Below are 24,691 nucleotides of genomic sequence, written 5' to 3' on the forward strand. Positions count from 1 at the left end.
CGAAAGCACGGGGTCGCACCGCCTGGGGGCGGGTGCGTACGGCCGGAGGGCGGGGTCGTACGGCGCGACCGCCGGCCGGGGCGGCGCGGACCGCGGGGGGACCCGTCTCATGACTTCACCAGGCCCTCTCCCCTGCCGCCGAGCGCGAGGTAGACGTCCTCCAGGCTGGGCATCGCCAGGGTGAAGTCGTCCAGGGCGGCGAAGGCCGGTCCCCCGGTGACCTCGGCGACGGCGGCGCGGGCCCGCTCCTGGGGCAGCCGCAGCGTCCAGCGGCGGCCCGAGATGTCGGCGAGCGGGTGCAGGGCGGCGATGGCGGGCAGCGACATCGGCGGCTCGTCGCGCCACACGAGGTCGAGCCTGACCTCGTCGGCGACCAGCGACCGCAGGCCCGTGGGGGTGTCGCAGGCGATGACCTTGCCGTGGTCGAGCACGGCGACCCGGTCCAGGACGTTCTCCGCCTCGATGACGTTGTGGGTGACCAGCAGCACCGTCGCGCCGTGCTCGGTCCTGCGGCGGCCGACCGCGGCCCACACCGCGCGCCGGGCGACCGGGTCCATGCCGGTGGTGGGCTCGTCGAGGACCAGGACGGGCCGCTGGCCGACCAGGACGGCGGCGAAGCAGGCCAGCCGCCGCTGGCCGCCGGAGAGGCGCTTGATGGGGCGTCCCGCGATCGGGCCGAGTTCGAGTTCGTCCAGGACGGCGTCGCGTTCGGCGCGGGCGGCGCGCGCGTCCAGGCCGCGCAGCCGTCCGGTGGTCTCGGCGGCGAGCGCGACGGTCAGCTCGTCCAGCGCGGACGACTCCTGGCCGAGGTAGCCGACCAGCCGGGAGGCCCGGTCCGGGTGGCGTACGAGGTCGTGGCCGAGCAGGTCGATCGATCCGGCGTCGGGCCGCAGCAGGCCGGTGAGCTGGCGGACCAGGGTGGTCTTGCCCGCGCCGTTGGGGCCGAGGATGCCGAAGAGTTCACCGCGGCCGACGTCGAGGTCGATGCCGTCGTTGGCGCGTACGACACCGGGCCTGGGCGCCGCGGCGGTCTCGGGTGCCTGGTCGGCGGCGGTACGGCGGCGGCGCAGCCCTCGGCCCCTGGCCGCGGAACCGGCCGGGTACGTTCTGACCAGACCGCGCACGGTGCACACCGTGTCGCGGGCTGTGGCGACCGCTGGGGGCGCCGTCTCCTCCGTGCCCGTACTCACGAGGATCGAGAGTACGCGCCGCACGCGGCATCCGGCGCAAGGGGGGCCCGGTTCACCCGCTTTCCCCTCGGACCCGCCCGAGGCGCGGGAGGGCGCGGGCCCGGCCGCTCACTCCCCCGCGGGTGCGTGCTCGGCGACCGCGTGGGCGTCGACCTCGCGCCAGAATCCGGCCCTGATCGCGTACCGGTCGTGCTCGTCGATCTGGTCGTCCTTGTGGGCGAGCAGGCCGAAGCGGGCGGCGTATCGCAGCAGCTCACCGTCTATGCGGTGCGGGACGCGGGGGTAGTGGGTGGAGAGCTGCTGGAGCTGGGAGGTGTCGGTGAGGCGGGCGATCCAGCGGCGGGCGAAGACCTGGCCGACCTCGAAAGGGTCGCCGCTGACCGCCGTGATGTCGGCCTCGCGGTCCGCCCAGCGCTGCTCGGCGGAGGTGAGCTGGGCGAGGGTGGGCAGGCCGCTGGTGTCGGGCAGGTCGGCGCCCGCGCCGCGGTCGGTCCAGCCCTTGTCCGACGACCAGCGCAGGGTGGCGCTGGGGGCCGGCTGGGCCGGCGGCGGCGCGGGGGCGGCGTGGCTGCGGCCGAGATCGGCGAGATCCTTCGGGGTGGGCACGGTGGGACCGGCGGGTTCCGGCGGGGCAACCTTGCCCGGCGGTGTGCTCTCGGCCGCCGCCGGTTCCGGCGCGGCGCCGTTCTTGCCCGGCCGCTCCTCCGGGGGCGCCAGCCGCTCGCCGCCCGAGGCCGACTCGGGCAGCGGCGCGGAGAGGATCGCGGCGATCTCCGGGCGCGGGCCGGGCGGCGGACAGACGCCGGGGATCTCGCGGGCCCTGATCGCCGCGGTGATCCACTGGCGGTCCAGCACGCGCCGCTCGTCGGCCTCCGCGACCAGGTCTTCCGACTGGTTGTAGTCCCCGTCGGCGGCCTGGACGGCCCACAGGTGCACGGCGACGCCGTGCTCCTTGGCGGACATCATGCCGGGCAGCAGATCGCCGTCACCGGTCACCAGGACGACGTCGGAGCACGCGCGGTTGCGGGCCAGCTCCGACAGCTCGGCGTGCATGGCGGCGTCCACGCCCTTCTGCGCCCACCGGCCGTCCGTCCGGGTGAGTGCGCCCAGTCGTACGGTCACTCGGGGCATCACCCGCAGCCGACGGTGTTCCGGTTGCGGAACCCGGTCGGGTGCGCCGTCGAACCAGTAGATCCGCAGCAGTGGCTGACCGGTCTCCAACTCGGCACGTTCGCGCAGGCCAGCGACGACGGCGGCATGATCAACGGTGATCCGGGACCGGGAGGGTTCACCCGCCAACAGACTCGCCGCAGCACCCAGTAGGTAGCCTGCGTCCACCAGGACGACGCAGCGGTCCATGTTGCACCTCTTCCGGTCGCCCCCCGGCACGGATTTCCCCCGAGTCTGCCCGAATGCTCGGGGGTTATGACCTCGAACCCGATCATCGGCGTGGCGGTGGTCACTTTTCCGGCCGCCCCACTCCGTCAACTGCCCGAAATGCGCGCTTCGTACTCCCATGCAAATCTGATGGCGGCCGATGGGCCACCAGGCCAACGGCCGACATCCCCCACTAGGAGAGACGATCGTGGCTAAGAACAAGAACCAGAACCGTCAGCGCGAGAACCAGAACCAGCAGCGCGGCGCCGCCGCCACCGAGGAGCGGGAGCGCACGCAGCGCCCGATGGACGAGAACCAGCCGGAGATGGCGCCCGCGCAGGACTTCTCGCACAAGCAGAACAAGCAGAAGTTCGGCCACAACTAGTCCCACCGCGTGGTCGCGGGGGCACCCCTCCACCAGGGGTGCCCCCGCACTCACATCACGCGCGCCGGGCTCGTGCGGCCCGCGCCCCGGCGGTCAACCCGCCCCCGGCCCGGCGGTCAACGCGCGCGCCGCTCCGGCGGTCGACCCGCCCGCCGCGCCGGTGATCAGCCCGCCTGTTGCTGCGCGGCGCCCAGGCACGCGGGGCCCAACAGGGCCTTGAGGTCGCCGAAGAGCGAGGGGTCCGCGGTCACCCGGTGCCGGTCGAGCCGCAGCACCGTGGTCGTGCGCGCGCCCTGGAGCTTCACCCGTACCTCGGTGTTGCCCTTGTGGCTGGAGAGCACTTCGCCGAGCCTGGCCACCAGCGGCGGGGTCACCTTGACCGTCGGGATGGAGATCATCACCGGCGCGTTGGTGCCCACGTCCGACAGGTCGGGGACCATCAGCTCCATCGCCACCAGCCGCGGGATGTCCTCCCGCTTGTCGAGCCGCCCCTTGACGAAGACCACGGCGTCCTCGACGAGTTGGGTCGAGACCAGTTGGTAGGTGGCGGGGAAGAACATGCAGTCGACCGAGCCCGCCAGGTCCTCGACGGTGGCGATCGCCCACGCGTTGCCCTGCTTGGTCATCTTCCGCTGGAGCCCGGAGATGATGCCGCCGATGGTGACGATCGCGCCGTCGGAGTAGTCACCGGCCAGCGCGGCGATCGCGGCGTCCGTCTTGTCGTTGAGGATGTGCTCGATGCCGAAGAGCGGATGGTCGGAGACGTAGAGGCCGAGCATCTCCCGTTCCTGCGCGAGCAGATACGTCTTGTCCCACTCGATGTCGGAGAAGACCACGTCCATCCCGAAGGCCGGGGTGTCGTCGCCCTCCTCCCCCGCGCCGCCGAACAGGTCGAACTGGCCCTCGGCCTCCTTGCGTTTGACCTGCACCACGTTGTCGATCATCGTCTCGAAGTGCTCGGTCAGACCGCGCCTGGTGTGCTTCATCGTGTCGAACGCGCCGGCCTTGATCAGCGATTCGACGGTCCGCTTGTTGCACGCCACCACCTCGACCTTGTCGAGGAAGTCCGGGAAGGTCGCGTACCGCCCCTTGGCCTTGCGGCTGCGGACCACCGACTCCACCACGTTCGTCCCGACGTTGCGCACGGCGGTGAGGCCGAAGACGATCGTGTCGTCACCGCGCGGTGTGAAGTTGGCGTTGGACTCGTTGACGTCCGGCGGCAGCACCTTGATGCCCATCCGGCGGCACTCGTTGAGATAGAGCGCCATCTTGTCCTTGTCGTCCTTGACCGAGGTCAGCAGGCCCGCCATGTACTCGGCCGGGTAGTTGGCCTTGAGATACGCGGTCCAGTAGGAGACCAGGCCGTACGCGGCGGAGTGCGCCTTGTTGAAGGCGTATCCGGCGAACGGCACCAGCACGTCCCAGACCGCCTGGATGGCCTGGTCGGAGTAGCCGCGCTCGCGCATGCCCGCCTGGAAGGGGATGAACTCCTTGTCGAGGACTTCCTTCTTCTTCTTGCCCATCGCGCGGCGCAGCAGGTCGGCCTGGCCGAGCGAGTAACCGGCCAGCACCTGGGCGGCCTTCTGCACCTGCTCCTGATAGACGATCAGGCCGTAGGTGATGTCGAGGACTTCGCGGAGCGGCTCTTCCAGCTCCTTGTGGATCGGGGTGATCTCCTGCTGCTTGTTCTTGCGCAGCGCGTAGTTGATGTGCGAATTCATGCCCATCGGGCCCGGCCGGTACAGGGCCGAGACGGCGGAGATGTCCTCGAAGTTGTCGGGCTTCATCATGCGCAGCAGGGCGCGCATGGGGCCGCCGTCGAACTGGAAGACGCCCAGGGTGTCGCCGCGCCCGAGCAGCGCGTACGTGTTGGGGTCGTCCAGCGGCAGGGACAGCAGGTCGATGTCGATGCCCTTGTTGGCCTTGATCGACTTGACCGCGTCATCCATGATCGTCAGGTTGCGCAGGCCGAGGAAGTCCATCTTCAGCAGGCCGAGCGACTCACAGCTCGGGTAGTCCCACTGCGTGACGACCGCGCCGTCGTTCTTCGGCGAGAAGATCGGCACGTGGTCGATCAGCGGCTCGGCGGACATGATCACGCCCGCCGCGTGCACGCCCATCTGCCGGACCAGGCCCTCGATGCCCTTGGCCGAGTTGATCACCTTGGTGACGTCCGGCTCGTTCTCGTACATCGCCCGGACCTCGCCCGCCTCGCTGTAGCGCGGGTGGTCCTTGTCGGTGATGCCGGAGAGCGGGATGCCCTTGCCGAGGACGTCGGCGGGCATGGCCTTGGTGATCCGGTCGCCCATGGAGAAGGGGTAACCGAGCACGCGGGCCGAGTCCTTGATCGCGGCCTTGGCCTTGATGGTGCCGTAGGTGGCGATCTGCGCGACCTTGTCGGAGCCGTACTTCTCGGTCACGTAGCGGATGACCTCGCCGCGCCGACGCTCGTCGAAGTCGATGTCGACATCGGGCATGGACACGCGCTCGGGGTTGAGGAAGCGCTCGAAGATCAGGCCGTGCGGGACCGGGTCGAGGTCGGTGATGCCCATGGCGTAGGCGACGATCGAACCGGCCGCGGAACCACGCCCGGGGCCGACCGCGATGCCGTTGTTCTTCGCCCACATGATGAAGTCGGCGACGACGAGGAAGTAGCCGGGGAACCCCATCTGGACGATGGTGTCCATCTCGTAGTCGGCGAGCTTCTGCCGGTCCTCGGGGATGCCGGCGGGGAAGCGCCGGGCCATGCCGCGGGCCACTTCCTCGCGGAACCAGGTCACTTCGGTGTAGCCCTCGGGGACGTCGAACCTGGGCATCAGGTTCTTCGTCTCGAACATGCCCTCGGTCTCGATCCGGTTCGCGATCAGGAGCTGGCTGTTGCGGCAGCCCTCCTGCCACGCGTCCGAGGAGTCGATCGCGTACATCTCGGCGGCGGACTTCAGGTAGTAACCGCTGCCGTCGAACTTGAACCGGTCGGGGTCCGACATGTTCGAGCCGGTCTGGATGCACAGCAGGGTGTCGTGCGCCGAGGACTCGTTGGCGTACGTGTAGTGCGAGTCGTTGGTGACGACGAAGGGCGCGTCGATCTTCTTGGCGATCTCCTCCAGGCCCGCGCGGGCCCGGCGGTCGATGTCGATGTCGTGGTCCATGATCTCGACGAAGAAGTTCTCTTTGCCGAAGATGTCCTGGTACTCGCCGGCGGCCTTGATCGCCTCGTCCATCTGCCCGAGCCGGATGCGGGTGGAGATCTCGCCGGAGGGGCAGCCCGTGGTGCCCATCAGGCCCTCGGCGTACTCGCTGAGCAGTTCGCGGTCCATCCGGGGCTTGCGGAAGTAGCCCTCGAAGGCCGCCCGCGACTGGGCGCGGAAGAGATTGTGCAGCCCGACGGCGTTGCGCGCCCAGATGGTCATGTGGGTGTACGCGCCCGCACCCGAGATGTCGTCCCGCTTCTGGTGCGGCGCGCCCCACTTGACGGGCTTGTTGTACCGCCGCGACTCGGGCGCGAGATACGCCTCGATGCCCATCACCGGCGTGACACCGGCGTCCTTGGCCTGGTGGAAGAAGTCGTACGCCCCGTGCAGATTGCCGTGGTCGGTGATGGCCACATGGCTCATCCCCATCTCGTTGCACGCCTTGAACATGTCCTTCAATCTCGCCGCTCCGTCCAGCAGCGAGTACTGGGTGTGGACATGGAGATGGGTGAAGGGCTGGTCGGTCACGGGCGGCGATACCTCCGGCGAGAGGGGCGGACTGCTGGTGCGTCGCTGGCTGATTCTGGCGGCGCTGCGAGTCTACGACTCGGGTCCGACAACGCGGCGCGGCTCCCCGTACCGCCACCCGCGCCGGTCCGCCGGAGGAGTCCGCCGCGTGCCGGCCGCCCTCTGTAGTCCCATCCGTTACCCGCCTTTAGGTCACACATACGCTCGCGCATGGCACACTCTGTCGCCATGGAGGACATACGGCCGAGGCTGAGGGCGCTGCGCGCTGCCCTTTTCGCCGCGCTGTGCGTCACCCTCTCCTCCACCTCCCATGTGCTGATGTCGCACACCCCGCTGCCGCTGACCGTGGTCGGCGGCGCGTTCGGCGGTGTCTTCGCGCTGGCGTATCTGCTCGGCGGCCGGCACGAGCGCGGCTTCTGGCCGATCGCGGGCCTGATGGTCCCGCTGGAACTGGCCGTCGACACCGTCTTCACCGCGGGCCAGCAGGCCTGTTACGGGCCCGCGGGCGGCCCGGTGACCGGTTCGTGGTGGTCGTTCCACGAGACGTTCCTGTGCAACGGCGGCCAGGTCGGCGGCCAGGGGCTGTCCGCGGTACCGGGCGGCGCCGCCGCGGCGCAGATGCCGTCCACCGCGCTGCCGTGGCTGCTGCTGGCCGTCCATGTGACCGTCGGCCTGGTCGCGTCCTGGTGGCTGCGGCGCGGTGAGGCCGCGCTGCACCGGGTGCTGCGCGTGATGGCCGCCGCCGCCTTCCGGCCGCTGCTGCTGGCCGTGGCCGCCCGCACCGGGCTCGCGGTGCCGCCGCGCCGGTTCCGCCCGGCCGCCCGCGCCTCGGCGGGCCCGCTCGCCGCGCGCCCGCTGCTGCACTCCGTCGTACGCCGTGGTCCGCCCGTCGCGGTCGCAGTCTGACCGTCGTACCGGCACTTTCCTCTCATACCACCACGCGTCATCACGGAGATCCCCCATGAGCAGCAGGAACAGCAAGGCCAGCAAGCAGGCCGCCCGCGAGCGGCTGCGCGCGGAGCGCGAGCGCGAGGCGAAGCGGGCGAAGGTCCGCCGCCAGATATTCGTCGGTGTCGGCGTCGTCGCGGTGCTGGCCATCGCGGGCGGTGTCGCCGTCGCGGTCAACGCGGCGAACAAGCCCAGCTACTGGGAGTCCGCCAAGAAGGACAAGCTGGTCAAGCCCGCGAACACCTCGGGCACCAACGGCTCGACCATCGTGGTCGGCGACCCGAAGAACAAGAACAACCTCGACCTGTTCGAGGACCTGCGCTGCCCGGCGTGCGCGCAGTTCGAGCAGACCTCGGGCGCGGACGTCCTCAAGGGCGCCAAGGACGGCAAGTACAAGATCACGTACCACTTCGGCACGTTCCTGGACGGCAACCTCGGCGGCACCGGCTCCAAGAACGCGCTGAGCGCGGTCGGCGCGGCGGCCAACGTGAGCCTGGACGCCTTCGAGGCGTACCACACGCTGCTCTACTCCAAGGACCACCACCCGGAGGAGTCCGGCCCCGACCTGTTCGCGGACGACGCCAACATGATCAAGCTGGCGCAGTTGGTCCCGGCGCTCAAGGACAACGCCGCGTTCCAGACCGCGGTCAAGGAGGGCACCTACGACAAGTGGGCGCTGGACTCCTCCGACGCGTTCAACGCGGCGGGCATCAAGTCCACGCCGACCATCAGGCTCAACGGCAAGGCGCTGACCGCCGACGGTGTGATGGACCAGATCACGGCGGCCCTGAAGTAGCGGCACACCGCTCCGAACGGCGGGAGCCGGTCCCGTACGCGTACGGGACCGGCTCCCGCCGTTTCGCGCGGCCCGGTCTCCTGCGGCCCCGCGGTCCTACAGCCCGGCCAGGAAGTCCAGCGCGACCGCCCAGGTCTTCTCGGCGGCCTCGGCGTCGTGGTCCGGCAGGTCGGGGTCGGTGTAGAGGTGGCCGGCGCCCCGGTAGCGGTGCACCTCGACGTCGGCGCCGGCCTTGCGCATCCCCAGGTACCAGGAGTTCAGCCAGTCCTCCGGCTCGAAGGGGTCGGGGTCGGCGACATGGAGCTGTACGGGGATGTCGGTGGCCGCGTCGTCGGCGATGTCCGAGGTGCCGTGCAGGAGCAGCAGCCCGCGCGCCTTCTCGTCGCCGAGCGCCACGGTCTGCGCGAGGGCCCCGCCCAGCGAGAAGCCCGCGTAGACCAGCTCCCGCTCGGAGTACGGCGCCGCCGCGAGGACCGCCCGGCGCAGCAGCTCCTCGTTGCCGATCTCCTCGCGGATCGCCCGTCCCGCCTCGACGGTGTCCACGACCCGGCCGTCGTACAGATCGGGCACGACGACCTCGTGCCCGGCCGCCCGCAGCCGGTCGGCGGCGGCGTGCACGGCGGGACGCGGTCCGTAGACGGAGTGGAACAGGACGATCGTCACAGTGCTGCCTTTGTTCGGGTTCGGTACGCGACCATGGTGCCAGCTACCCTCCTTGGGCGGAGCGCCGCGATACGAAGACCCGATGATCCGGGTTTCCTACAAGAAAGCCGAGGTGGACGCGGGATGGTGATGGACAGCGCGCTGCGCCCGGTTCTCGTCGTCTGTGTGGCGGTCGGGGTCTCGCTGGTCGTGGGGTGGACCGTCGACCGCTCCCTGCGCAAGGTGGACGGACGGCACCCGGAGACCCCGCTGTGGCATCTGCTGCGCCGCTGCGGCATACCCCTCCAGGTGGTGATCTGCACCGCCATACTGCGCGGCGGCTACCGGTCCGCCCATCTGTCGAAGGACCACGCGGAGGCCGTCGGCCAGTTCCTCGTGCTGGTGCTGATCGCCGCGTCCGGCTGGCTGGTGGTACGGGTCGCCGCCGCGGTCATCGACTCCTCGTACGCGCGCTATGTCGCGGTCAGCCACGACGTGCCCAAGATCCGCCGCCTGCGCACCCAGCTCACGCTGATCCAGCGGGTGTTCACCGCGATCGTGACGGTCATCGTCGTCGCGTCGATGCTCTTCACCTTCCCCGCGATGCGGACGGTCGGGGCGTCGGTGCTGGCCTCCGCGGGCATCATCGGCATCGTCGCCGGTGTGGCCGCCCAGTCCACGCTCGCGAATCTCTTCGCCGGTCTCCAGATCGCCTTCGGCGACATGGTGCGGATCGGCGACACCGTGGTCGTGGAGGGCCAGTGGGGTGTGGTCGAGGAGATCACCCTCACCTTCCTGAGCGTGCGCACCTGGGACGAGCGGCGGATCACGATGCCGGTGTCGTACTTCACCAGCAATCCGTTCGAGAACTGGTCGCGCGGCGACCCGCGGATGACCGGCACCGTCCTGCTGCACCTGGACCACTCGGCGCCGGTGGCGCTGATGCGCAAGCGGCTGCTGGAGATCCTGGAGAGCTGCGCGGAGTGGGACCGCAGGGCGTGGGGGCTCGTCGTGATCGACTCCACCCCGACCACGATCCAGGTCAGGGCGCTGGCCACCGCGAAGGACTCGGACGACATCTTCAACCTGCGCTGCATCGTCCGCGAGCAGCTGATCGACTGGCTGCGCTGCGAGCACCCGTACGCGCTGCCCCGGCTCAGCACCGCGCCCGCGCCCGGCCAGGAGCAGGACCCGGGCCGGGAGGCGGCCCCGGCGCCGGACTCGGGCGACCTGGGCCCGGGACCGGGCACCAGGTAAGAGGCTCTTACGCCCCCACGGGGCCCTCACGCTGCGGGGCGTTACGGCAGTGAGAGGCTCTCACCTGTCAGCCGCGCATCGAGCGCAGGTCCAGCTGGCGCAGCACCCGGTCGACGACCTCCGGGTCGTACCCCGCCTCGCTGCGCGCCGACAGCACCTCGTGCCGGGCGGCGGACATCATCTCGTCCTGGATGCGGCGCACCGACTTGAGCCGCTTGACGCGCTTGGCGTGGCTCTCGCGCCGCTCGTCGTCCACGATGTCCGGGCAGATCCGCGCGCCGAGGTCGAAGGCGCGGCGGTGCAGCAGCTCCGACAGGTCGTCGCTCAGCGGCTCGACGGACTCGATGTCGCGCAGCCGCGCCTTGGCGGCCGTCATGGCCCGCAGCGCCAGCATCTTCTCCAGGTCGTGCTCGGCGTCGATGTCGCTGCGCACCCCGAGCCGTTTCACCAGCCACGGCAGCGTCAGCCCCTGGAGCACCAGGGTGCTGAGCACCACCGCGAAGGCGATGAACAAGATCTCCGTGCGGGCCGGGAAGCCGTCGCCGCTGTCGGTGGTCAGCGGGATGGCCAGGGCCAGCGCGACGGACGCCACCCCGCGCATCCCCGACCACCACATGATGACGCTCTCGCGCCAGCTCATCGGGATGTCCTCGTCCAGGTCGCGCAGCTTGTGCATCTTGCGCGCCGCCCAGGTCGCGGGCAGCAGATACAGCAGCCGCACGCCGATGACCACCGCGACCACTATGGCGGCGTGCCGCACCATCGGGCCCCAGTCGCCCGCGCCGACCCGGAACACATTGTGCAGTTCGAGGCCGATCAGGCCGAAGGCGATGCCGGTGACGAGGGTGTCGACGATCTCCCAGAAGGTGTTGCCCGCCAGACGGGCCGTCACGTCGTCGGCCTCGAAGGCGTATTCGGCCAGGAACAGCGCGGTGGTGAGCACGGCCAGGACCCCGGAGCCGCCGAACTCCTCGGCCAGCGCGTAGGAGGCGAAGGGCACCAGCAGTGACAGGCCGATCTGCAAGGTGGGGTCGCCGACGACGCCCATCAGCTTGTTGGCGCCCCAGCCGAGGGCCAGGCCGACCGCGATCGCGACCACGGCGGACAGCACGAGCTCCAGGGCCGCGTGGGGCGCGGAGAAGTTGCCGGACAGCGCCGCCGCGACGGCCACGTGGTACAGCACGATGGCGGTGACGTCGTTGAACAGCCCCTCGCCCTCCAGGATGGAGATCATGCGCCGGGGCAGTCCGAGGCTGCCCGCGACGGCCGTGGCGGCCACCGGGTCGGGCGGCGCCACGAGCGCGCCGAGCGCGAAGGCCCCGGCCAGTGTGATCTCCGGCACGACCGCGTCGGCGACCGCCGCCACCGCGGCCGTGGTGACGAAGACCAGCGCGACCGCGAGCAGGAAGATCGCCCGCCGGTTCGCGGCGAACTGCCGCCAGGAGGTGCGCTGTACGGACGCGTAGAGCAGCGGGGGCAGCACCAGCGGCAGGATCAGATCGGGGTCGATCTGGACGTTGGGCACCTGCGGGAGCAGCGCGAGGACCCCGCCGAGCAGCGTCATCAGGACCGGCGAGGGCAGCCCGATCCGGTCGCTGAGCGGCACCATGACGATGGCCGCGAGCATGAGGAAGAAGAAGAGAGCGAGCTGATCCACGGCGTCACGATGCCACACCGGCTCCGCGCCGCCGGACCCGCGGCCGCCCCGCCGTGCCTTTCACCGGCCCCGATACGGCTACTCGCTGTCGGCGCGGATCACGTCGAGCGCGTGCCGGAGGTCGTCCGGGTACTCGCTGCTGAACTCCACCCAGCGCCCGTCCGAGGGGTGTTCGAAGCCCAACTGCTTGGCGTGCAGCCACTGCCGGGTCAGGCCCAGGCGCTTGGCGAGCGTCGGGTCGGCGCCGTAGGTGATGTCGCCGACGCAGGGGTGGCGGTGCGCGGACATGTGCACCCGGATCTGGTGGGTGCGGCCGGTCTCCAGCTTGATGTCCAGCAGGCTGGCGGAGCGGAACGCCTCGATGAGGTCGTAGTGCGTCACGGACGCCTTGCCGTCGGCGACGACGGCCCACTTGTAGTCGTGGTGGGGGTGACGGCCGATCGGCGCGTCGATCGTGCCGCTCATCGGGTCCGGGTGGCCCTGCACCAGAGCGTGGTAGCGCTTGTCCACGACGCGGTCCCTGAACTGCGCCTTGAGCAGGGTGTACGCCCGCTCGGACTTGGCGACCACCATCAGGCCAGAGGTGCCGACGTCGAGCCGGTGCACGATGCCCTGGCGCTCGGCGGCCCCCGAGGTGGAGATCCGGTATCCGGCGGCGGCGAGGCCGCCGATCACGGTGGTGCCGGTCCAGCCGGGGCTCGGGTGGGCGGCGACGCCGACCGGCTTGAGGACGACGACGATGTCCTCGTCGTCGTGGACGATCTCCATGCCCTCGACCGGCTCCGCGACGATCCGCACCGGGGCGGCGGCCTCGGGCATCTCGACCTCCAGCCACGCCCCGCCGTGCACCCGCTCGGACTTCCCCGCGGCCGACCCGTCGATCGACACCTTGCCCGCCGCCGCCAGCTCCGCGGCCTTCGTCCGCGAGAAGCCGAACATCCGGGCGATGGCGGCGTCGACACGCTCGCCCTCGAGGCCGTCGGGCACGGGCAGGGAACGGATTTCCGGAACGGTACTCACCACACGAGTATGCCGGACCCGGCGCCCCCGGCCGTACCAGCGCGGGACCGGGCGCCTCCGGCGGGAGTCAGTCCTCGCGGTGGACGGTGCCGTCCGGGTCGACGCCGCGGAAGGAGAGCAGGACGATCAGGGCGCCGCCGCAGCAGATGGCGGAGTCGGCGAGGTTGAAGACGGCGAAGTGCTCGGGCGCGATGAAGTCCACCACCCGGCCCTGGAAGCCGCCGGGAGCGCGGAAGACGCGGTCGGTGAGGTTGCCGAAGGCGCCGCCGAGGAGCAGGCCGAGCGCGACGGCCCACGGCAGGCTGTGCAGACGGCGGGAGAGCCGGGCGATCACGACGATGACACCGGCCGCGATCATCGTGAAGACGATCGTCATGCCCTGCCCCATGCCGAAGGCCGCCCCGGCGTTCCGGATCGCGTCCAGCCGCAGGTAGTGGCCGAAGACGTTGACCGGCTCGTGGTTCTCCAGGCTGGTGACCACCCAGATCTTGGAGAGCAGGTCGAGGAGGTACGCCAGCGCCGCCACCCCGATCAGGGTGACGATCCGGCGCCGCCGCCGCGAGACGGCCTGCGGCCCGGCGGGCTCGTCGCCCCGCGCCGCCCCTTCCGCCCCGTCCGCCCCGTCCGCCGCCGGAGCGGCCTGCTCCGACGGCTCGGCGACGCCCGACTCCTCGACGCCCGTCCCGCCGTCAGGCGTCGCGTCCGGCGTCTCCTCCGGCGTGGTGATGGTGCGCTCCGCTTCCGTCACGTGAGTCCCTCAGCCTTTGTGCTCCGTGCCCGCCAGGCCGAATCCTGACTGATGACGAGGGTACGGCACACCCGTACGACCGGGGCCGTCCGCGGGCGGAGCCCTCAGCGCCGCTCCTGCTTCTGCTTGCAGTCCAGGCACAGCGTGGCCCGCGGGAACGCCTGCATGCGGGCCTTGCCGATCGGATTGCCGCAGGACTCGCAGAGGCCGTACGTGCCCTCGTCCAGCCGCTCCAGGGCGTGCCTGGTCTGCGCCAGCATCTCGCGGGTGTTGGCGGCCAGCGCCATCTCGTACTCGCGGGTGATGTTCTTGGTGCCGGTGTCGGCCTCGTCGTCACCCGCGCCGTCGCCCGAGTCGCGCAGCAGGCCCGCCACGGCCGCCTCCGAGGAGCTGATGCCCTCCGTGAGCCGCTGGACCTCGCCCAGCAGCTCGGCGCGGGCCTCCTCGACCTCTTCCGGCGTCCACGGGTCCTCACCGGGGAGGACGGCCAGGCCGCCGGGGCCCGCGGTGCGGGCGGCGGGCACCGCGGACGCGGCCCCCGTGGTCGCGGCCGTACCCGCCGCGGTCTTCTTCGCTGCCACCTTGCCGGCTCCCGTCTTCTTCGCCGTACGGCCCGTCGCCGCCTTTTCGGCCGCCGCCTTCTTCGCGGCCGTCTTCTTCGCCGGCGCCTTCGCGGCGGCGGCCTTCCCTGCCGGAGCCGTTTCCCTGGCTGCCGTCTTCTTCGCCGCCGCCTTCTTCGCCGCCGTCTTGGCCGGGGCCTTCTTGGCCGCCGCCTTCTTCCGCGGTGCCTCCTCGGCCGCGTCGCCCTCCTCCGCATCGATGGCGACCGTGACCGTACGCACGGACTTCCTCGCCGCCGCGGGCCCGCGGGCAGGCGCCACGGACACCCCGGTCACACCGGGATGGTCGGAGCCGGCCGCAGGCCGTCCCCTTTTCTTCACGACCATGGCCGCGACCCCTTCACATCCGTGATCTTGTTCGCGAATCGTGCCGGAAACGGTAAATCGGCTCCGGACCCGCGGCAACGGGGCGCGCTGCCTGGCCGACCGGTCCGCCCCGGAGGGCGGGCAGGTCTGCATCCGTTGTGCCCAGCTCACCGCCAGGTATTCCGGTACCTGGCGGTAACGATCCGTGACAGTCGCCGTCGGGGCGCGCGGAGCAGGCCATTCGGGTCAGTGGGCGGCCCCGGTAAACCGTTCGGCCGGGCCGCTCCCAGCGCCGTACACTGAGCGCAGCGAAAGGCGTGGATGGGACGAGTAGCGCCGCACGCAGCCATGAGCGACCCGGGGACGGTGGAAGCCCGGGGGTGTGCGCGGTGCGAAGATCACCCCGGAGCCGCCGGAAGAAAGCCCGCGGGAGGCCCCTCAAGGCCCCCGGGCGAGTAGAACCGGCGTCGCTGCCCCAATGAGGGGGCGGTGGGTTCCCCGTGCGCGGGGCGCCTCCACCGCCAAGGAGGGTGGTACCGCGGGAGCGCTCGCTCTCGTCCCTTCGACGGAGTACGCACCAGTGTCCGCCGGAGGAAACCACCGATGAGCGACCACCAGACCGCGCAGGGACAGCCGCAGCCGCCGCAGTACCGGCCGGTGCCCGCCCAGGTCGACCTGCCCGCCCTCGAACACGAGGTGCTCGACCTCTGGAGCGAGCGGAAGACCTTCGCCCGTTCCGTCGAGCAGAGCCGCGGACTGCCCGACTGGGTCTTCTACGAGGGCCCGCCGACCGCCAACGGCATGCCAGGCGCCCACCACATCGAGGCCCGCGTCTTCAAGGACGTCTTCCCGCGCTTCAAGACCATGCAGGGCCACCACGTGACCCGCAAGGCCGGCTGGGACTGCCACGGGCTGCCGGTCGAGCTGGCGGTGGAGAAGGAACTGGGCTTCACCACCAAGCAGGACATCGAGGACTACGGCGTCGCGGAGTTCAACGCGAAGTGCCGCGAGTCGGTGACCCGGTACACCGACGCCTTCACCGACCTGACCACGCGCATGGGCTACTGGGTCGACCTCGACAACGCCTACCGGACGATGGACCCGGAGTACGTCCAGTCCGTGTGGTGGTCGCTCAAGCAGATCTTCGACAAGGGCCTGCTGGTCCAGGACTACCGGGTGGCGCCCTGGTGCCCGAAGGACCAGACCGGCCTGTCCGACCACGAACTGGCCCAGGGCTACGAGACGGTCGTCGACCCGTCGGTCTTCGTCCGCTTCCCGCTGACCGGCGGCCCGCTGGCGGGCGAGGCCGCGCTGCTGGTGTGGACGACCACGCCCTGGACGCTGGTCTCCAACACCGCCGTCGCCGCGCACCCCGACGTGACGTACGTCGTCGCCACCGACGGCACCGAGAAGCTGGTCGTCGCCGAGCCGCTGCTCGGCAAGGCGCTGGGCGAGGGCTGGACGGCGACCGGGCAGTCCTTCACCGGCCGCGAGATGGAACGCTGGACGTATCAGCGGCCGTTCGACCTCGTCGAGATCCCGGACGCGCACTATGTGGTGAACGCCGAGTACGTCACCACCGAGGACGGCACGGGCCTGGTCCACCAGTCCCCCGCCTTCGGTGAGGACGACCTCAAGACCTGCCGCGCGTACGGCCTTCCGGTGGTCAACCCGGTGCGCCGCGACGGCACCTTCGAGCCGGACGTCCCCCTGGTCGGCGGGGTCTTCTTCAAGAAGGCCGACGAGGCGCTGGTCGCCGAACTCCACGCTTCGGGACGGCTGTTCCGGCACCTGCCGTACGAGCACAGCTACCCGCACTGCTGGCGCTGCCACACCGCGCTGCTCTACTACGCGCAGCCGTCCTGGTACATCAGGACCACCGCGGTCAAGGACGCCCTGCTGCGGGAGAACGAGAAGACCAACTGGCACCCGGACTCGGTCAAGCACGGCCGCTTCGGCGACTGGCTGAAGAACAACGTCGACTGGGCGCTGTCGCGCAACCGCTACTGGGGTACGCCGCTGCCGATCTGGCGCTGCGAGGACGGCCATCTGACCTGTGTCGGCTCACTGGCCGAACTCGGCGAACTGACCGGCACCGACCAGTCCGGGCTCGACCCGCACCGCCCGTACATCGACGCGGTCACCTTCGGCTGCCCGTCCTGCGGCGGCACCGCGACCCGCGTCCCCGAGGTGATCGACGCCTGGTACGACTCGGGTTCGATGCCGTTCGCGCAGTGGGGCTACCCGTTCCACAACAAGGAGGTCTTCGAGCGCACGTACCCGGCGCAGTTCATCGCGGAGGCGATCGACCAGACCCGCGGCTGGTTCTACACGCTGATGGCCATCGGCACGCTCGTCTTCGACAGGTCGAGTTACGAGAACGTGGTCTGCCTCGGCCACATCCTCGCCGAGGACGGCCGCAAGATGTCCAAGCACCTGGGCAACATCCTCCAGCCGATCCCGCTCATGGACCAGCACGGCGCCGACGCGGTGCGCTGGTTCATGGCGGCCGGCGGCTCCCCGTGGGCGGCCCGCCGGGTCGGCCACGGCACGATCCAGGAGGTCGTCCGCAAGACGCTGCTCACGTACTGGAACACGGTCGCCTTCCAGGCGCTGTACGCCCGTACGTCCGGCTGGGCCCCCTCGGCGGCCGACCCGGCCGTCGAGGACCGCCCGCTGCTCGACCGCTGGCTGGTCGGCGAGCGGAACGTGCTGGTGCGCGAGGTGACCGACGCGCTGGAGTCGTACGACACCCAGCGCGCGGGCAAGCTGCTGTCGGCCTTCGTGGACGACCTGTCGAACTGGTACGTGCGCCGTTCGCGGCGCCGCTTCTGGCAGGGCGACCCGGCCGCGCTGCGCACCCTGCACGACGTGGTGGAGACCGTGACGCGGCTGATGGCCCCGCTGGTGCCGTTCATCACCGAACGGGTCTGGCAGGACCTGGTGGTGCCGGTGGTCCCCGGTGCCCCCGACTCCGTCCACCTCTCGTCCTGGCCCGTCGTGGACGAGCGGCACGTCGACCCGGCCCTGTCGGAGCGGATGCTGCTCGTACGGCGGCTGGTCGAGCTGGGCCGTGCCACGCGCGCGGAGTCCGGTGTCAAGACGCGTCAGCCGCTGTCGCGCGCGCTGGTCGCCGCCGCGGGCTTCGAGGGGCTCTCGGCCGAGCTGCGGGCGCAGATCACCGAGGAGTTGAACGTCAGCTCCCTGGCGTCGCTGTCCGAGGTCGGCGGGTCGCTGGTCGACACCACGGCCAAGGCCAACTTCCGCGCGCTGGGCAAGCGTTTCGGCAAGGGCGTCCAGGCCGTGGCGGCCGCGGTCGCCGCCGCCGACGCGGCGGCCCTGTCGGCGGCGCTGCGCGACGGCGGTACGGCCTCGGTGGTCGTGGACGGCGAGGAGGTCGCGCTCGCTCCTGAAGAGGTCATCATCACCGAGACCCCGCGCGAAGGGTGGTCGGTCGCCTCAGACTCCGGCGCCACGGTCGCGCTCGACCTGGAGATCACTCCCGAACTCCGCCTGGCCGGGCTCGCCCGCGACGCCATCCGGCTGATCCAGGAGGCCCGCAAGACCTCCGGCTTCGACGTGGCCGACCGGATCCACGTCCGCTGGGCCACGGCCGAGCCCGACGTCTCGACGGCCCTGTCCGCCCACGCCCCGCTCATCTCCGAGGAGGTCCTGGCGGACAGCTTCACCGACGCGTCTGCCGATGCCTCCTTCGGCCCGGCGTTCACGGACGAGTCCCTGGCCCTGACCTTCCACCTGCGCAAGAGCTGAGCCCGTAGGGGGCGAAGTCCCCTACGCACGGTGGTCGTCGCACAGAACAGGGCCGGGCCCCGCGGGGAAAAAGGATTCCCCGGGGGCCCGGCCCTGTGTGGTGCGGGTCCAGCCGACCGCTAGGTCAGTTGTCGTCCTCGTCGATCAGGAAACCGCGCATCGGCGTCGGCGCCTGCTGCATCGGCTGCGGCGCCTGCGGCCGTACCGGTGCCATCGGCTGGGTCATGGCAGGAGACATCTGCTGCTGGCCGCCGTACGTCGGGCCGGGGGTGTGACCGCCGCCCATGCCCTGGCCGCCGTAGGACGGCGCGGAGCCCGCGTGTCCCATACCGGCGCCCGCGCCTGCCGGTGCCATGCCGTTGCCCATACCGCCGTTGCCCATGGATCCGCCCATCGAGCCGCCCATGGTGGACGCGGCCGGGAGGGAGGGAGCCGCGGGGGTGGTACGCGGCGGAGCCAGCGAGTCGTCGGCCTGGTTCTCGAGCTGACGGAGCTGGGACTCCAGGTAGGACTTCAGACGCGTGCGGTACTCGCGCTCGAAGCCGCGCAGGTCCTCGACCTTGCGCTCCAACGTGGCGCGGGCGGACTCCAGGGAGCCCATCGCGACGCGGTGCTTCTCCTGGGCGTCCCGCTCAAGAGCGTCCGCCTTGGCGCGGGCGTCCCGCTCCAGGCCCTCGGCGCGGCTGCGGGCCTCGCCGACGATCTTGTTGGCCTCGGAACGCGCTTCCGCGATGGCCTGGTCCGCCGTCTGCTGCGCGAGCGAGAGCACGCGGGCGGCGCTGTCGCCACCGGGTCCCTGCTGCTGCATCGGGTGGTGCTGCTGTTGTTGCTGCTGCTGCATCGGGTGCTGGCCCATGGGGCCGGGTCCCTGCTGCTGCATCGGGTGCTGGCCCATCGGACCAGGCCCCTGCTGCTGCATGGGGTGCCCCATCTGCTGCTGCATCGGGCCGGGCCCGTGCTGCTGCTGGGCGCTGGGGCCGGGCGGCAACTGCGGCATACCGCCCTGCTGCTGCGGCGGACCCATCTGCTGCTGCGGCACCGGCTGCGGACCGGATATGGCAGCGGGCACCGGCCGGTCCTGCTGTTCGGGCTTGCGCATGCCCTGTTGCTGGTTCTGGGCGGCGGCACGGGTGGCCGCGGCCAGTTTGGCGCGCAAGTCCTCGTTTTCGCGGAGCAATCGAGTCAGCTCCGCCTCCACCTCGTCGAGGAAGGCGTCGACCTCATCCTCGTCATAGCCCTCTCGGAGGCGGACGGTCGTGAACTGCTTGTTCCGAACGTCCTCGGGGGTCAGCGGCATCTCTTCACCTCAACGTGATCGTCGACATATCGGGAGCCCGCACCGTTCACATCAAGTTCCCCACGACGGAGATCAGGATGTACACGATGATCATCAATACGAAGAAGGACAGGTCGAGCGCCACGCCCCCGAGACGTAGCGGCGGGATGAACCGCCGCAAGAGCTTGAGTGGCGGATCGGTGACAGTGTAGGTGCCCTCCAGGACCACCACCATCGCCTTCCCAGGGTGCCATGAACGGGCGAACTGGAAGACGTAATCCATCACCAATCGGAAGATCAGCACAAACAGGAAGCAGTACAGCGCGATGTACAGCACCTGGAGTGCGACACTCATCGCGCTTCCCTCTCCCCTGCTCGTCTTCGGCCCGGTGGCCGGGTCCCTGCGGTTGCGTCTCGTTCAGCTCTGGTTGAAGAACCCGCCCTCGGCGATCCGGGCTTTGTCCTCCGCCGTGACATCGACGTTAGCAGGCGACAGGAGGAACACCTTCTGCGTCACCCGCTCGATGCTTCCGTGAAGACCGAAGACCAGGCCGGCGGCGAAGTCGACAAGACGCTTCGCGTCCGTGTCGTCCATCTCCGTCAGATTCATGATCACCGGCGTTCCCTCGCGGAAGTGTTCCCCGATGGTACGGGCTTCGTTGTAGGTCCGGGGGTGCAGTGTCGTGATCCGGTACGGCTCTCGCTCTGACACGACCTTGGGCATGATCACCGGTGCGTTCTTCTCCAGGCTGTGACGTTCGGGTGTGATGGACGCCACGGGGGCGATCCGCGGTTCACGGGGCGCCGGGGCGTGTACGAGACGCGCCGGTTCGTCCTGCGACGACTGGTGCTGGCTCTGTGCTACGTGCTGCGGTACGTGCTGGCTGACCTGCTGCTGACGGCGAGGGGCACGCTCGGGGTCGGCGCTGGCCCGTGCTGCGGGCGGAGCGGCCATCTCGGGCTCGAACTCGTCGTCGGGGTCAAATCCCGGCCCGTCGTATCCGTCGTCCTCCACGAGGCCGAGGTAGACCGCCATCTTGCGCATCGCGCCGGCCATGCTCTGCGTCCTCTCAGCGGGGTTGCGGTCCTCGGCCGCCGCTCGGACGGCCGCCACACCATATTTATGCTGTGGTCCGACTTGTTGGTGACGTTACCCGAGCCCGGGACGGACTCCGAGTACCGCCGTACCGACGCGTACATGTGTCGCTCCGGCCGCAACGGCTTCGTCGAGGTCCTGGCTCATCCCTGCCGAGACCATGGTCGCAGCCGGATGGGTCTCGCGCAGGCCGGATGAGATTTCCATCAACCGATCGAAGGCGGCGCGGGGTTGGCCCGCGTATGCCCCGGCCAGCGGCGCGACGGTCATCAGGCCGTCGAGACGCAGCCCCGGTGCCGCCGCGATCGCGTCGGCGAGCGCGGCGACCGCGTCGGGTGCCACCCCGCCGCGCTCTCCCTGAGTGCCCGACTCCGCGTCCAGGGCGACCTGAACGAGGCACCCGAGCCGCTTTCCTGCGGCGGTCGCCGCGGTCGACAGCGCGCCGGCCAGCCGGAGCCGGTCGACCGAGTGCACATGATCAGAGTAACGGACCACTGAACGAGCCTTGTTGGTCTGCAACTGCCCCACAAAATGCCAAGTAAGCGGAAGATCGGCGCACGCCGCCGCCTTGGGCGCGGCGTCCTGGTCGCGGTTCTCCGCCACATGCCGGACGCCGAGGCCGGCCAGCAGCCGGACGTCACTCGCCGGGTAGGTCTTGGTGACCACGATCAGGGTCACGTCCGCGCGGTCCCGCCCGGCCGCCTCGCAGGCGGCGGTGATCCGCTTCTCGACACGGTCCAGATTCGCGGCGAGTTCCGCGCGCCTGGCGCCGTCCTCGGCCTCGGGGTCGGTCTGATGCTCGGTCACGCGGCGCCGTCCAGCCAGACATAGCCCGCCAGGCGACCGGTGACACCGTCGCGGCGGTAGGAGAAGTGATCGGCGGACTCCAGGGTGCACACACCCGCGCCCGGCCCGTCGGATGATCCGGCGCTCGGCCCGAGGTTCACTCCGGCGCGCGCGAGTTGGGCGCGCACCCCCGAAGCCACGTCGACCGCCGGAGTGCCCCAGCTCGTCTCGGCGTACGCCTCCGGCACCGCCCGGGCGACCTCGTCCCGCATCGCGGCGGGCACTTCATAGCACTTTCCGCACACGGCGGGTCCGAGCAGCGCGGTGATCCGCGCGGGGTCGGCCCCCCGCGCCGTCATCGCCTCGACGGCGGCGGGCACCACACCCGCGACCAGTCCCGGCCGTCCCGCGTGCGCGGCGGCCACGACACCGGCCACCGGGTCGGCGAGCAGTACGGGCACGCAGTCGGCGGTGAGTACGGCGAGCGTGAGGTCGGCGCGGGTGGTGACGAGCGCGTCGACGGCCGGGACCGGCCGGTCGCCCCACGGGGCGTCCACGACGGCGACCTCGCGGCCGTGCACCTGGTTCATCCACACCACCCGGTCGGGGTCGCGGCCGAGATCGGCCGCGGCGCGCTCGCGGTTGGCGCGTACGGCGGCGGGGTCGTCCCCCACCGCGCCGCCGAGGTTGAGGCTGTCGTGCGGAACGGCGCTCACCCCGCCCCACCGGTCGGTGAAGGCGAAGTGCGCGCCGCTCGCTGTCTGGCGGTGCCCTATCACTTCAAGAAGTCGGGTACGTCGAGCTCTTCGGCCGCGGTGTCCTGGTAGGGACGGGCCGGCGGCACGTGCGGGGGCGGGACCGGGGTCGGCGCCTCCGCGACGGGCTCGTTGTCGCTGTCGCGGTCCGACGAGGCGACCGGGACACTGCCGAGGCCGGTGTACGAGGTCGCCGGGCGGGCGGGTTCGGGCTGGCTGGCGATCCGGGCGCCGGAGGCGGGGGTCGTGTCGCGGTATCCGTCGAGCGCCTTGGCGCTGCTCTTGGTGGGCGGCTGACCGCCGTCGAACCCGGCGGCGATCACGGTGACCCGCACCTCGTCGCCGAGCGCGTCGTCGATGACCGCGCCGAAGATGATGTTGGCCTCGGGGTGGGCCGCCTCGCTGACGAGTTGGGCCGCCTCGTTGATCTCGAACAGGCCGAGGTCGGAGCCGCCGGAGATGGAGAGCAGCACCCCGCGGGCGCCGTCGATGGAGGCTTCGAGCAGCGGCGAGGAGATCGCCATCTCGGCGGCGGCGACCGCACGGTCGTCACCGCGCGCGGAGCCGATGCCCATGAGGGCCGAACCCGCCTCGGACATCACGGACTTCACGTCGGCGAAGTCGAGGTTGATCAGGCCGGGGGTGGTGATCAGGTCGGTGATGCCCTGCACGCCGGAGAGCAGGACCTGGTCGGCCGAGCGGAAGGCGTCGAGCACGCTGACCTGGCGGTCCGAGATGGACAGCAGACGGTCGTTGGGGATGACGATCAGGGTGTCGACGTTCTCCCGCAGCCCCGCGATGCCGTCCTCCGCCTGGTTGGCGCGGCGGCGGCCCTCGAAGGTGAAGGGGCGGGTGACGACCCCGATGGTCAGGGCGCCGAGCGAGCGGGCGATGTTGGCGACGACGGGTGCGCCGCCAGTGCCGGTGCCGCCGCCCTCACCCGCGGTGACGAAGACCATGTCGGCGCCCTTGAGCACCTCTTCGATCTCCTCGCGGTGGTCCTCGGCGGCCTTGCGGCCCACGTCGGGGTTGGCCCCGGCGCCGAGGCCCCGGGTCAGTTCACGGCCGACGTCGAGCTTGACGTCGGCGTCGCTCATCAGGAGGGCCTGCGCATCGGTGTTGATCGCGATGAACTCGACGCCCTTGAGACCGACCTCGATCATCCGGTTGATGGCGTTGACGCCACCGCCGCCGATGCCGACGACCTTGATGACTGCGAGGTAGTTCTGCGGTGCTGCCACGTCGAAGGCCTCTCGCCTCGAGTTACGTATCTTGTGGGACGGTCGGTACGCTCGCCGATGCCGTTCCGAACCCTAACCGTGAGGTTTAGGGTTACCAGTATGCATGTCCCATGTGTTCCTTGGGACGAGACACTAAGTCGACAAGCGGTAGTGGTTCAACGAACACGCCGAACCTACCGTTTTTCTTTTGACCCTATGTGATCACGTCACCGGCTGGTGGGCCAGGGGTCGAATAATGCCATAAGGGGCGTCAACTCCCTGACGCCGCAGGGGCGCTGGGGGCACTCACGTCGTAGTGGGAGGCGTGTGGCTGGACCTTCAGGAGCGCATTGAGCACCGCGGCCTTCCGCGCGCCCTGTTCCGCGCTCCCCCACATCACGCTGCGTCCGCGCGAGAGTTCGACGGTGATGTTGTCGTAGGAACGGACCCGGATCGCGGTCGCCTGGCCGTGCAGCGATTCCGGAAGATCGGCGGCGACCGCAATGGCGGCCCGCAGCAGGCTCTTTGTTCCGAAATGCCGAAGGCTCGGCGACTGATCCGGCGTCAATTGCACGAGCGGTACGCCGCGCGGCGCGGTGTCGACCGTCGCGAATCGCACACCGCCCGGGTCCACTTCGGTGAACTTGTCGCCGCTTTTCAGTACGGCGGAGGCCGTTCGTTCGGTCACTTTCACCCGGACCGTGTGCGGCCACGACCGTTCCACGTCCACATGGTCGATCCGCGGCAGCGCGGTGAGCAGCCGCCTGCGGACCGCGCCGGTGTCCACGGAGGCCAGCGCGCCGCCCAGCGGTACGCCCGCGGCGCGCTCGATCTGCTGCGGCGTCAGCACGTCGTTGCCCGTGACGGTCACGCGCGTGGCGCGGAACCAGGAGGAGCCGTAGACGGCCCAGGTGCCGCCCGCGACGAGGACGGTGAGGACGGCCAGTGTGATGATCGCCGTCCGGCGGCTGGGGAGGGTCAGCCGGGGGCGCGGGCGCCGTCCGGCGCCGGGTACCGCCCCGTCCCGGTCGGCGCGGACCGGCTTCGCTTGCGTCCCGGTCACCCCGGTCACCCGGCCTCCCCGCGTCGACGGATGCGGAGCGCGTCCGCGCCCCGCGGGCC

General features: G+C 70.8%; 20 protein-coding genes. 5 read left to right on the forward strand and 15 right to left on the reverse strand.

Annotated features, from left to right (window positions below):
* Positions 1 to 107: 107 nt before the first annotated feature.
* Positions 108 to 1,190: an ABC transporter ATP-binding protein gene (locus tag ABZX65_RS03585; protein WP_355334073.1), complete on the reverse strand. Its 1,083-nt coding sequence runs from the start codon at positions 1,188 to 1,190 to the stop codon at positions 108 to 110.
* A 108-nt stretch (positions 1,191 to 1,298) separates the two neighbouring features.
* Complete coding sequence (locus ABZX65_RS03590) at positions 1,299 to 2,549, reverse strand: NYN domain-containing protein (protein WP_355334076.1); 1,251 nt, start codon at positions 2,547 to 2,549, stop codon at positions 1,299 to 1,301.
* Positions 2,550 to 2,775: 226 nt separating this feature from the next.
* Between ABZX65_RS03590 and ABZX65_RS03595 the strand changes: the two genes are divergently transcribed.
* Positions 2,776 to 2,952, forward strand: a complete 177-nt coding sequence (locus ABZX65_RS03595; protein WP_355334079.1) for a hypothetical protein — start codon at positions 2,776 to 2,778, stop codon at positions 2,950 to 2,952.
* A gap of 164 nt (positions 2,953 to 3,116) precedes the next feature.
* On the opposite strand, the gene dnaE is transcribed toward ABZX65_RS03595, so the two are convergent.
* Positions 3,117 to 6,671: a DNA polymerase III subunit alpha gene (gene dnaE, locus ABZX65_RS03600; RefSeq protein ID WP_355334082.1), complete on the reverse strand. Its 3,555-nt coding sequence runs from the start codon at positions 6,669 to 6,671 to the stop codon at positions 3,117 to 3,119.
* Positions 6,672 to 6,881: 210 nt separating this feature from the next.
* Between dnaE and ABZX65_RS03605 the strand changes: the two genes are divergently transcribed.
* Positions 6,882 to 7,577, forward strand: coding sequence for a hypothetical protein (locus tag ABZX65_RS03605; RefSeq protein ID WP_355334084.1), 696 nt, complete (start codon positions 6,882 to 6,884; stop codon positions 7,575 to 7,577).
* A gap of 55 nt (positions 7,578 to 7,632) precedes the next feature.
* Positions 7,633 to 8,415, forward strand: coding sequence for a thioredoxin domain-containing protein (locus tag ABZX65_RS03610; RefSeq protein ID WP_355334086.1), 783 nt, complete (start codon positions 7,633 to 7,635; stop codon positions 8,413 to 8,415).
* A gap of 96 nt (positions 8,416 to 8,511) precedes the next feature.
* On the opposite strand, the gene ABZX65_RS03615 is transcribed toward ABZX65_RS03610, so the two are convergent.
* On the reverse strand, positions 8,512 to 9,165 hold the full coding sequence (locus ABZX65_RS03615) for a dienelactone hydrolase family protein (protein WP_355334701.1): 654 nt from the start codon (positions 9,163 to 9,165) through the stop codon (positions 8,512 to 8,514).
* Positions 9,166 to 9,207: 42 nt separating this feature from the next.
* Here ABZX65_RS03615 and ABZX65_RS03620 point away from each other — a divergent pair, with 42 nt between their 5' ends.
* A complete protein-coding gene (locus ABZX65_RS03620) occupies positions 9,208 to 10,314 on the forward strand; it encodes a mechanosensitive ion channel domain-containing protein (RefSeq protein WP_355334704.1) in 1,107 nt (368 codons plus the stop codon).
* 67 nt (positions 10,315 to 10,381) lie between these two features.
* Here the strand turns inward: ABZX65_RS03620 and ABZX65_RS03625 are convergent, their stop codons facing one another.
* The 4 genes from ABZX65_RS03625 to ABZX65_RS03640 all read right to left on the reverse strand — a co-directional run bounded on the left by ABZX65_RS03625 (position 10,382) and on the right by ABZX65_RS03640 (position 14,581).
* On the reverse strand, positions 10,382 to 11,971 hold the full coding sequence (locus ABZX65_RS03625) for a Na+/H+ antiporter (RefSeq protein WP_355334089.1): 1,590 nt from the start codon (positions 11,969 to 11,971) through the stop codon (positions 10,382 to 10,384).
* Positions 11,972 to 12,049: 78 nt separating this feature from the next.
* The gene (locus tag ABZX65_RS03630; protein WP_355334093.1) at positions 12,050 to 12,991 is read right to left on the reverse strand and encodes an RluA family pseudouridine synthase; all 942 of its coding nucleotides are present in this window, start codon (positions 12,989 to 12,991) and stop codon (positions 12,050 to 12,052) included.
* A gap of 67 nt (positions 12,992 to 13,058) precedes the next feature.
* On the reverse strand, positions 13,059 to 13,739 hold the full coding sequence (lspA, locus tag ABZX65_RS03635; protein WP_355334095.1) for a signal peptidase II: 681 nt from the start codon (positions 13,737 to 13,739) through the stop codon (positions 13,059 to 13,061).
* 104 nt (positions 13,740 to 13,843) lie between these two features.
* A complete protein-coding gene (locus ABZX65_RS03640) occupies positions 13,844 to 14,581 on the reverse strand; it encodes a TraR/DksA family transcriptional regulator (RefSeq protein WP_355334097.1) in 738 nt (245 codons plus the stop codon).
* Positions 14,582 to 15,268: 687 nt separating this feature from the next.
* On the opposite strand from ABZX65_RS03640, the gene ileS reads away from it, so the two are divergent.
* Positions 15,269 to 18,436, forward strand: coding sequence for an isoleucine--tRNA ligase (gene ileS, locus ABZX65_RS03645; protein WP_355334099.1), 3,168 nt, complete (start codon positions 15,269 to 15,271; stop codon positions 18,434 to 18,436).
* A 124-nt stretch (positions 18,437 to 18,560) separates the two neighbouring features.
* Here ileS and ABZX65_RS03650 read toward each other — a convergent pair whose 3' ends face one another.
* The 7 genes from ABZX65_RS03650 to ABZX65_RS03680 form a co-directional block, all read right to left on the reverse strand.
* The gene (locus ABZX65_RS03650; protein ID WP_355334102.1) at positions 18,561 to 19,733 is read right to left on the reverse strand and encodes a DivIVA domain-containing protein; all 1,173 of its coding nucleotides are present in this window, start codon (positions 19,731 to 19,733) and stop codon (positions 18,561 to 18,563) included.
* A gap of 46 nt (positions 19,734 to 19,779) precedes the next feature.
* On the reverse strand, positions 19,780 to 20,067 hold the full coding sequence (locus ABZX65_RS03655; RefSeq protein ID WP_355334104.1) for a YggT family protein: 288 nt from the start codon (positions 20,065 to 20,067) through the stop codon (positions 19,780 to 19,782).
* Between the two features lie 63 nt (positions 20,068 to 20,130).
* A complete protein-coding gene (gene sepF, locus ABZX65_RS03660) occupies positions 20,131 to 20,769 on the reverse strand; it encodes a cell division protein SepF (RefSeq protein ID WP_355334106.1) in 639 nt (212 codons plus the stop codon).
* A gap of 93 nt (positions 20,770 to 20,862) precedes the next feature.
* Positions 20,863 to 21,615, reverse strand: a complete 753-nt coding sequence (locus tag ABZX65_RS03665) for a YggS family pyridoxal phosphate-dependent enzyme (RefSeq protein WP_355334108.1) — start codon at positions 21,613 to 21,615, stop codon at positions 20,863 to 20,865.
* Positions 21,612 to 22,373, reverse strand: coding sequence for a peptidoglycan editing factor PgeF (gene pgeF / locus ABZX65_RS03670; protein WP_355334110.1), 762 nt, complete (start codon positions 22,371 to 22,373; stop codon positions 21,612 to 21,614). Before pgeF ends, ABZX65_RS03665 begins: the two co-directional genes overlap by 4 nt.
* The gene (gene ftsZ, locus ABZX65_RS03675; protein WP_355334113.1) at positions 22,370 to 23,590 is read right to left on the reverse strand and encodes a cell division protein FtsZ; all 1,221 of its coding nucleotides are present in this window, start codon (positions 23,588 to 23,590) and stop codon (positions 22,370 to 22,372) included. The genes pgeF and ftsZ overlap by 4 nt, the downstream gene beginning before the upstream one ends.
* A 250-nt stretch (positions 23,591 to 23,840) precedes the next feature.
* The gene (locus ABZX65_RS03680; protein WP_355334115.1) at positions 23,841 to 24,632 is read right to left on the reverse strand and encodes an FtsQ-type POTRA domain-containing protein; all 792 of its coding nucleotides are present in this window, start codon (positions 24,630 to 24,632) and stop codon (positions 23,841 to 23,843) included.
* Positions 24,633 to 24,691 lie beyond the last annotated feature (59 nt).

The organism is Streptomyces sp. NPDC003300, assembly GCF_040610915.1.
Lineage (GTDB): Bacteria > Actinomycetota > Actinomycetes > Streptomycetales > Streptomycetaceae > Actinacidiphila.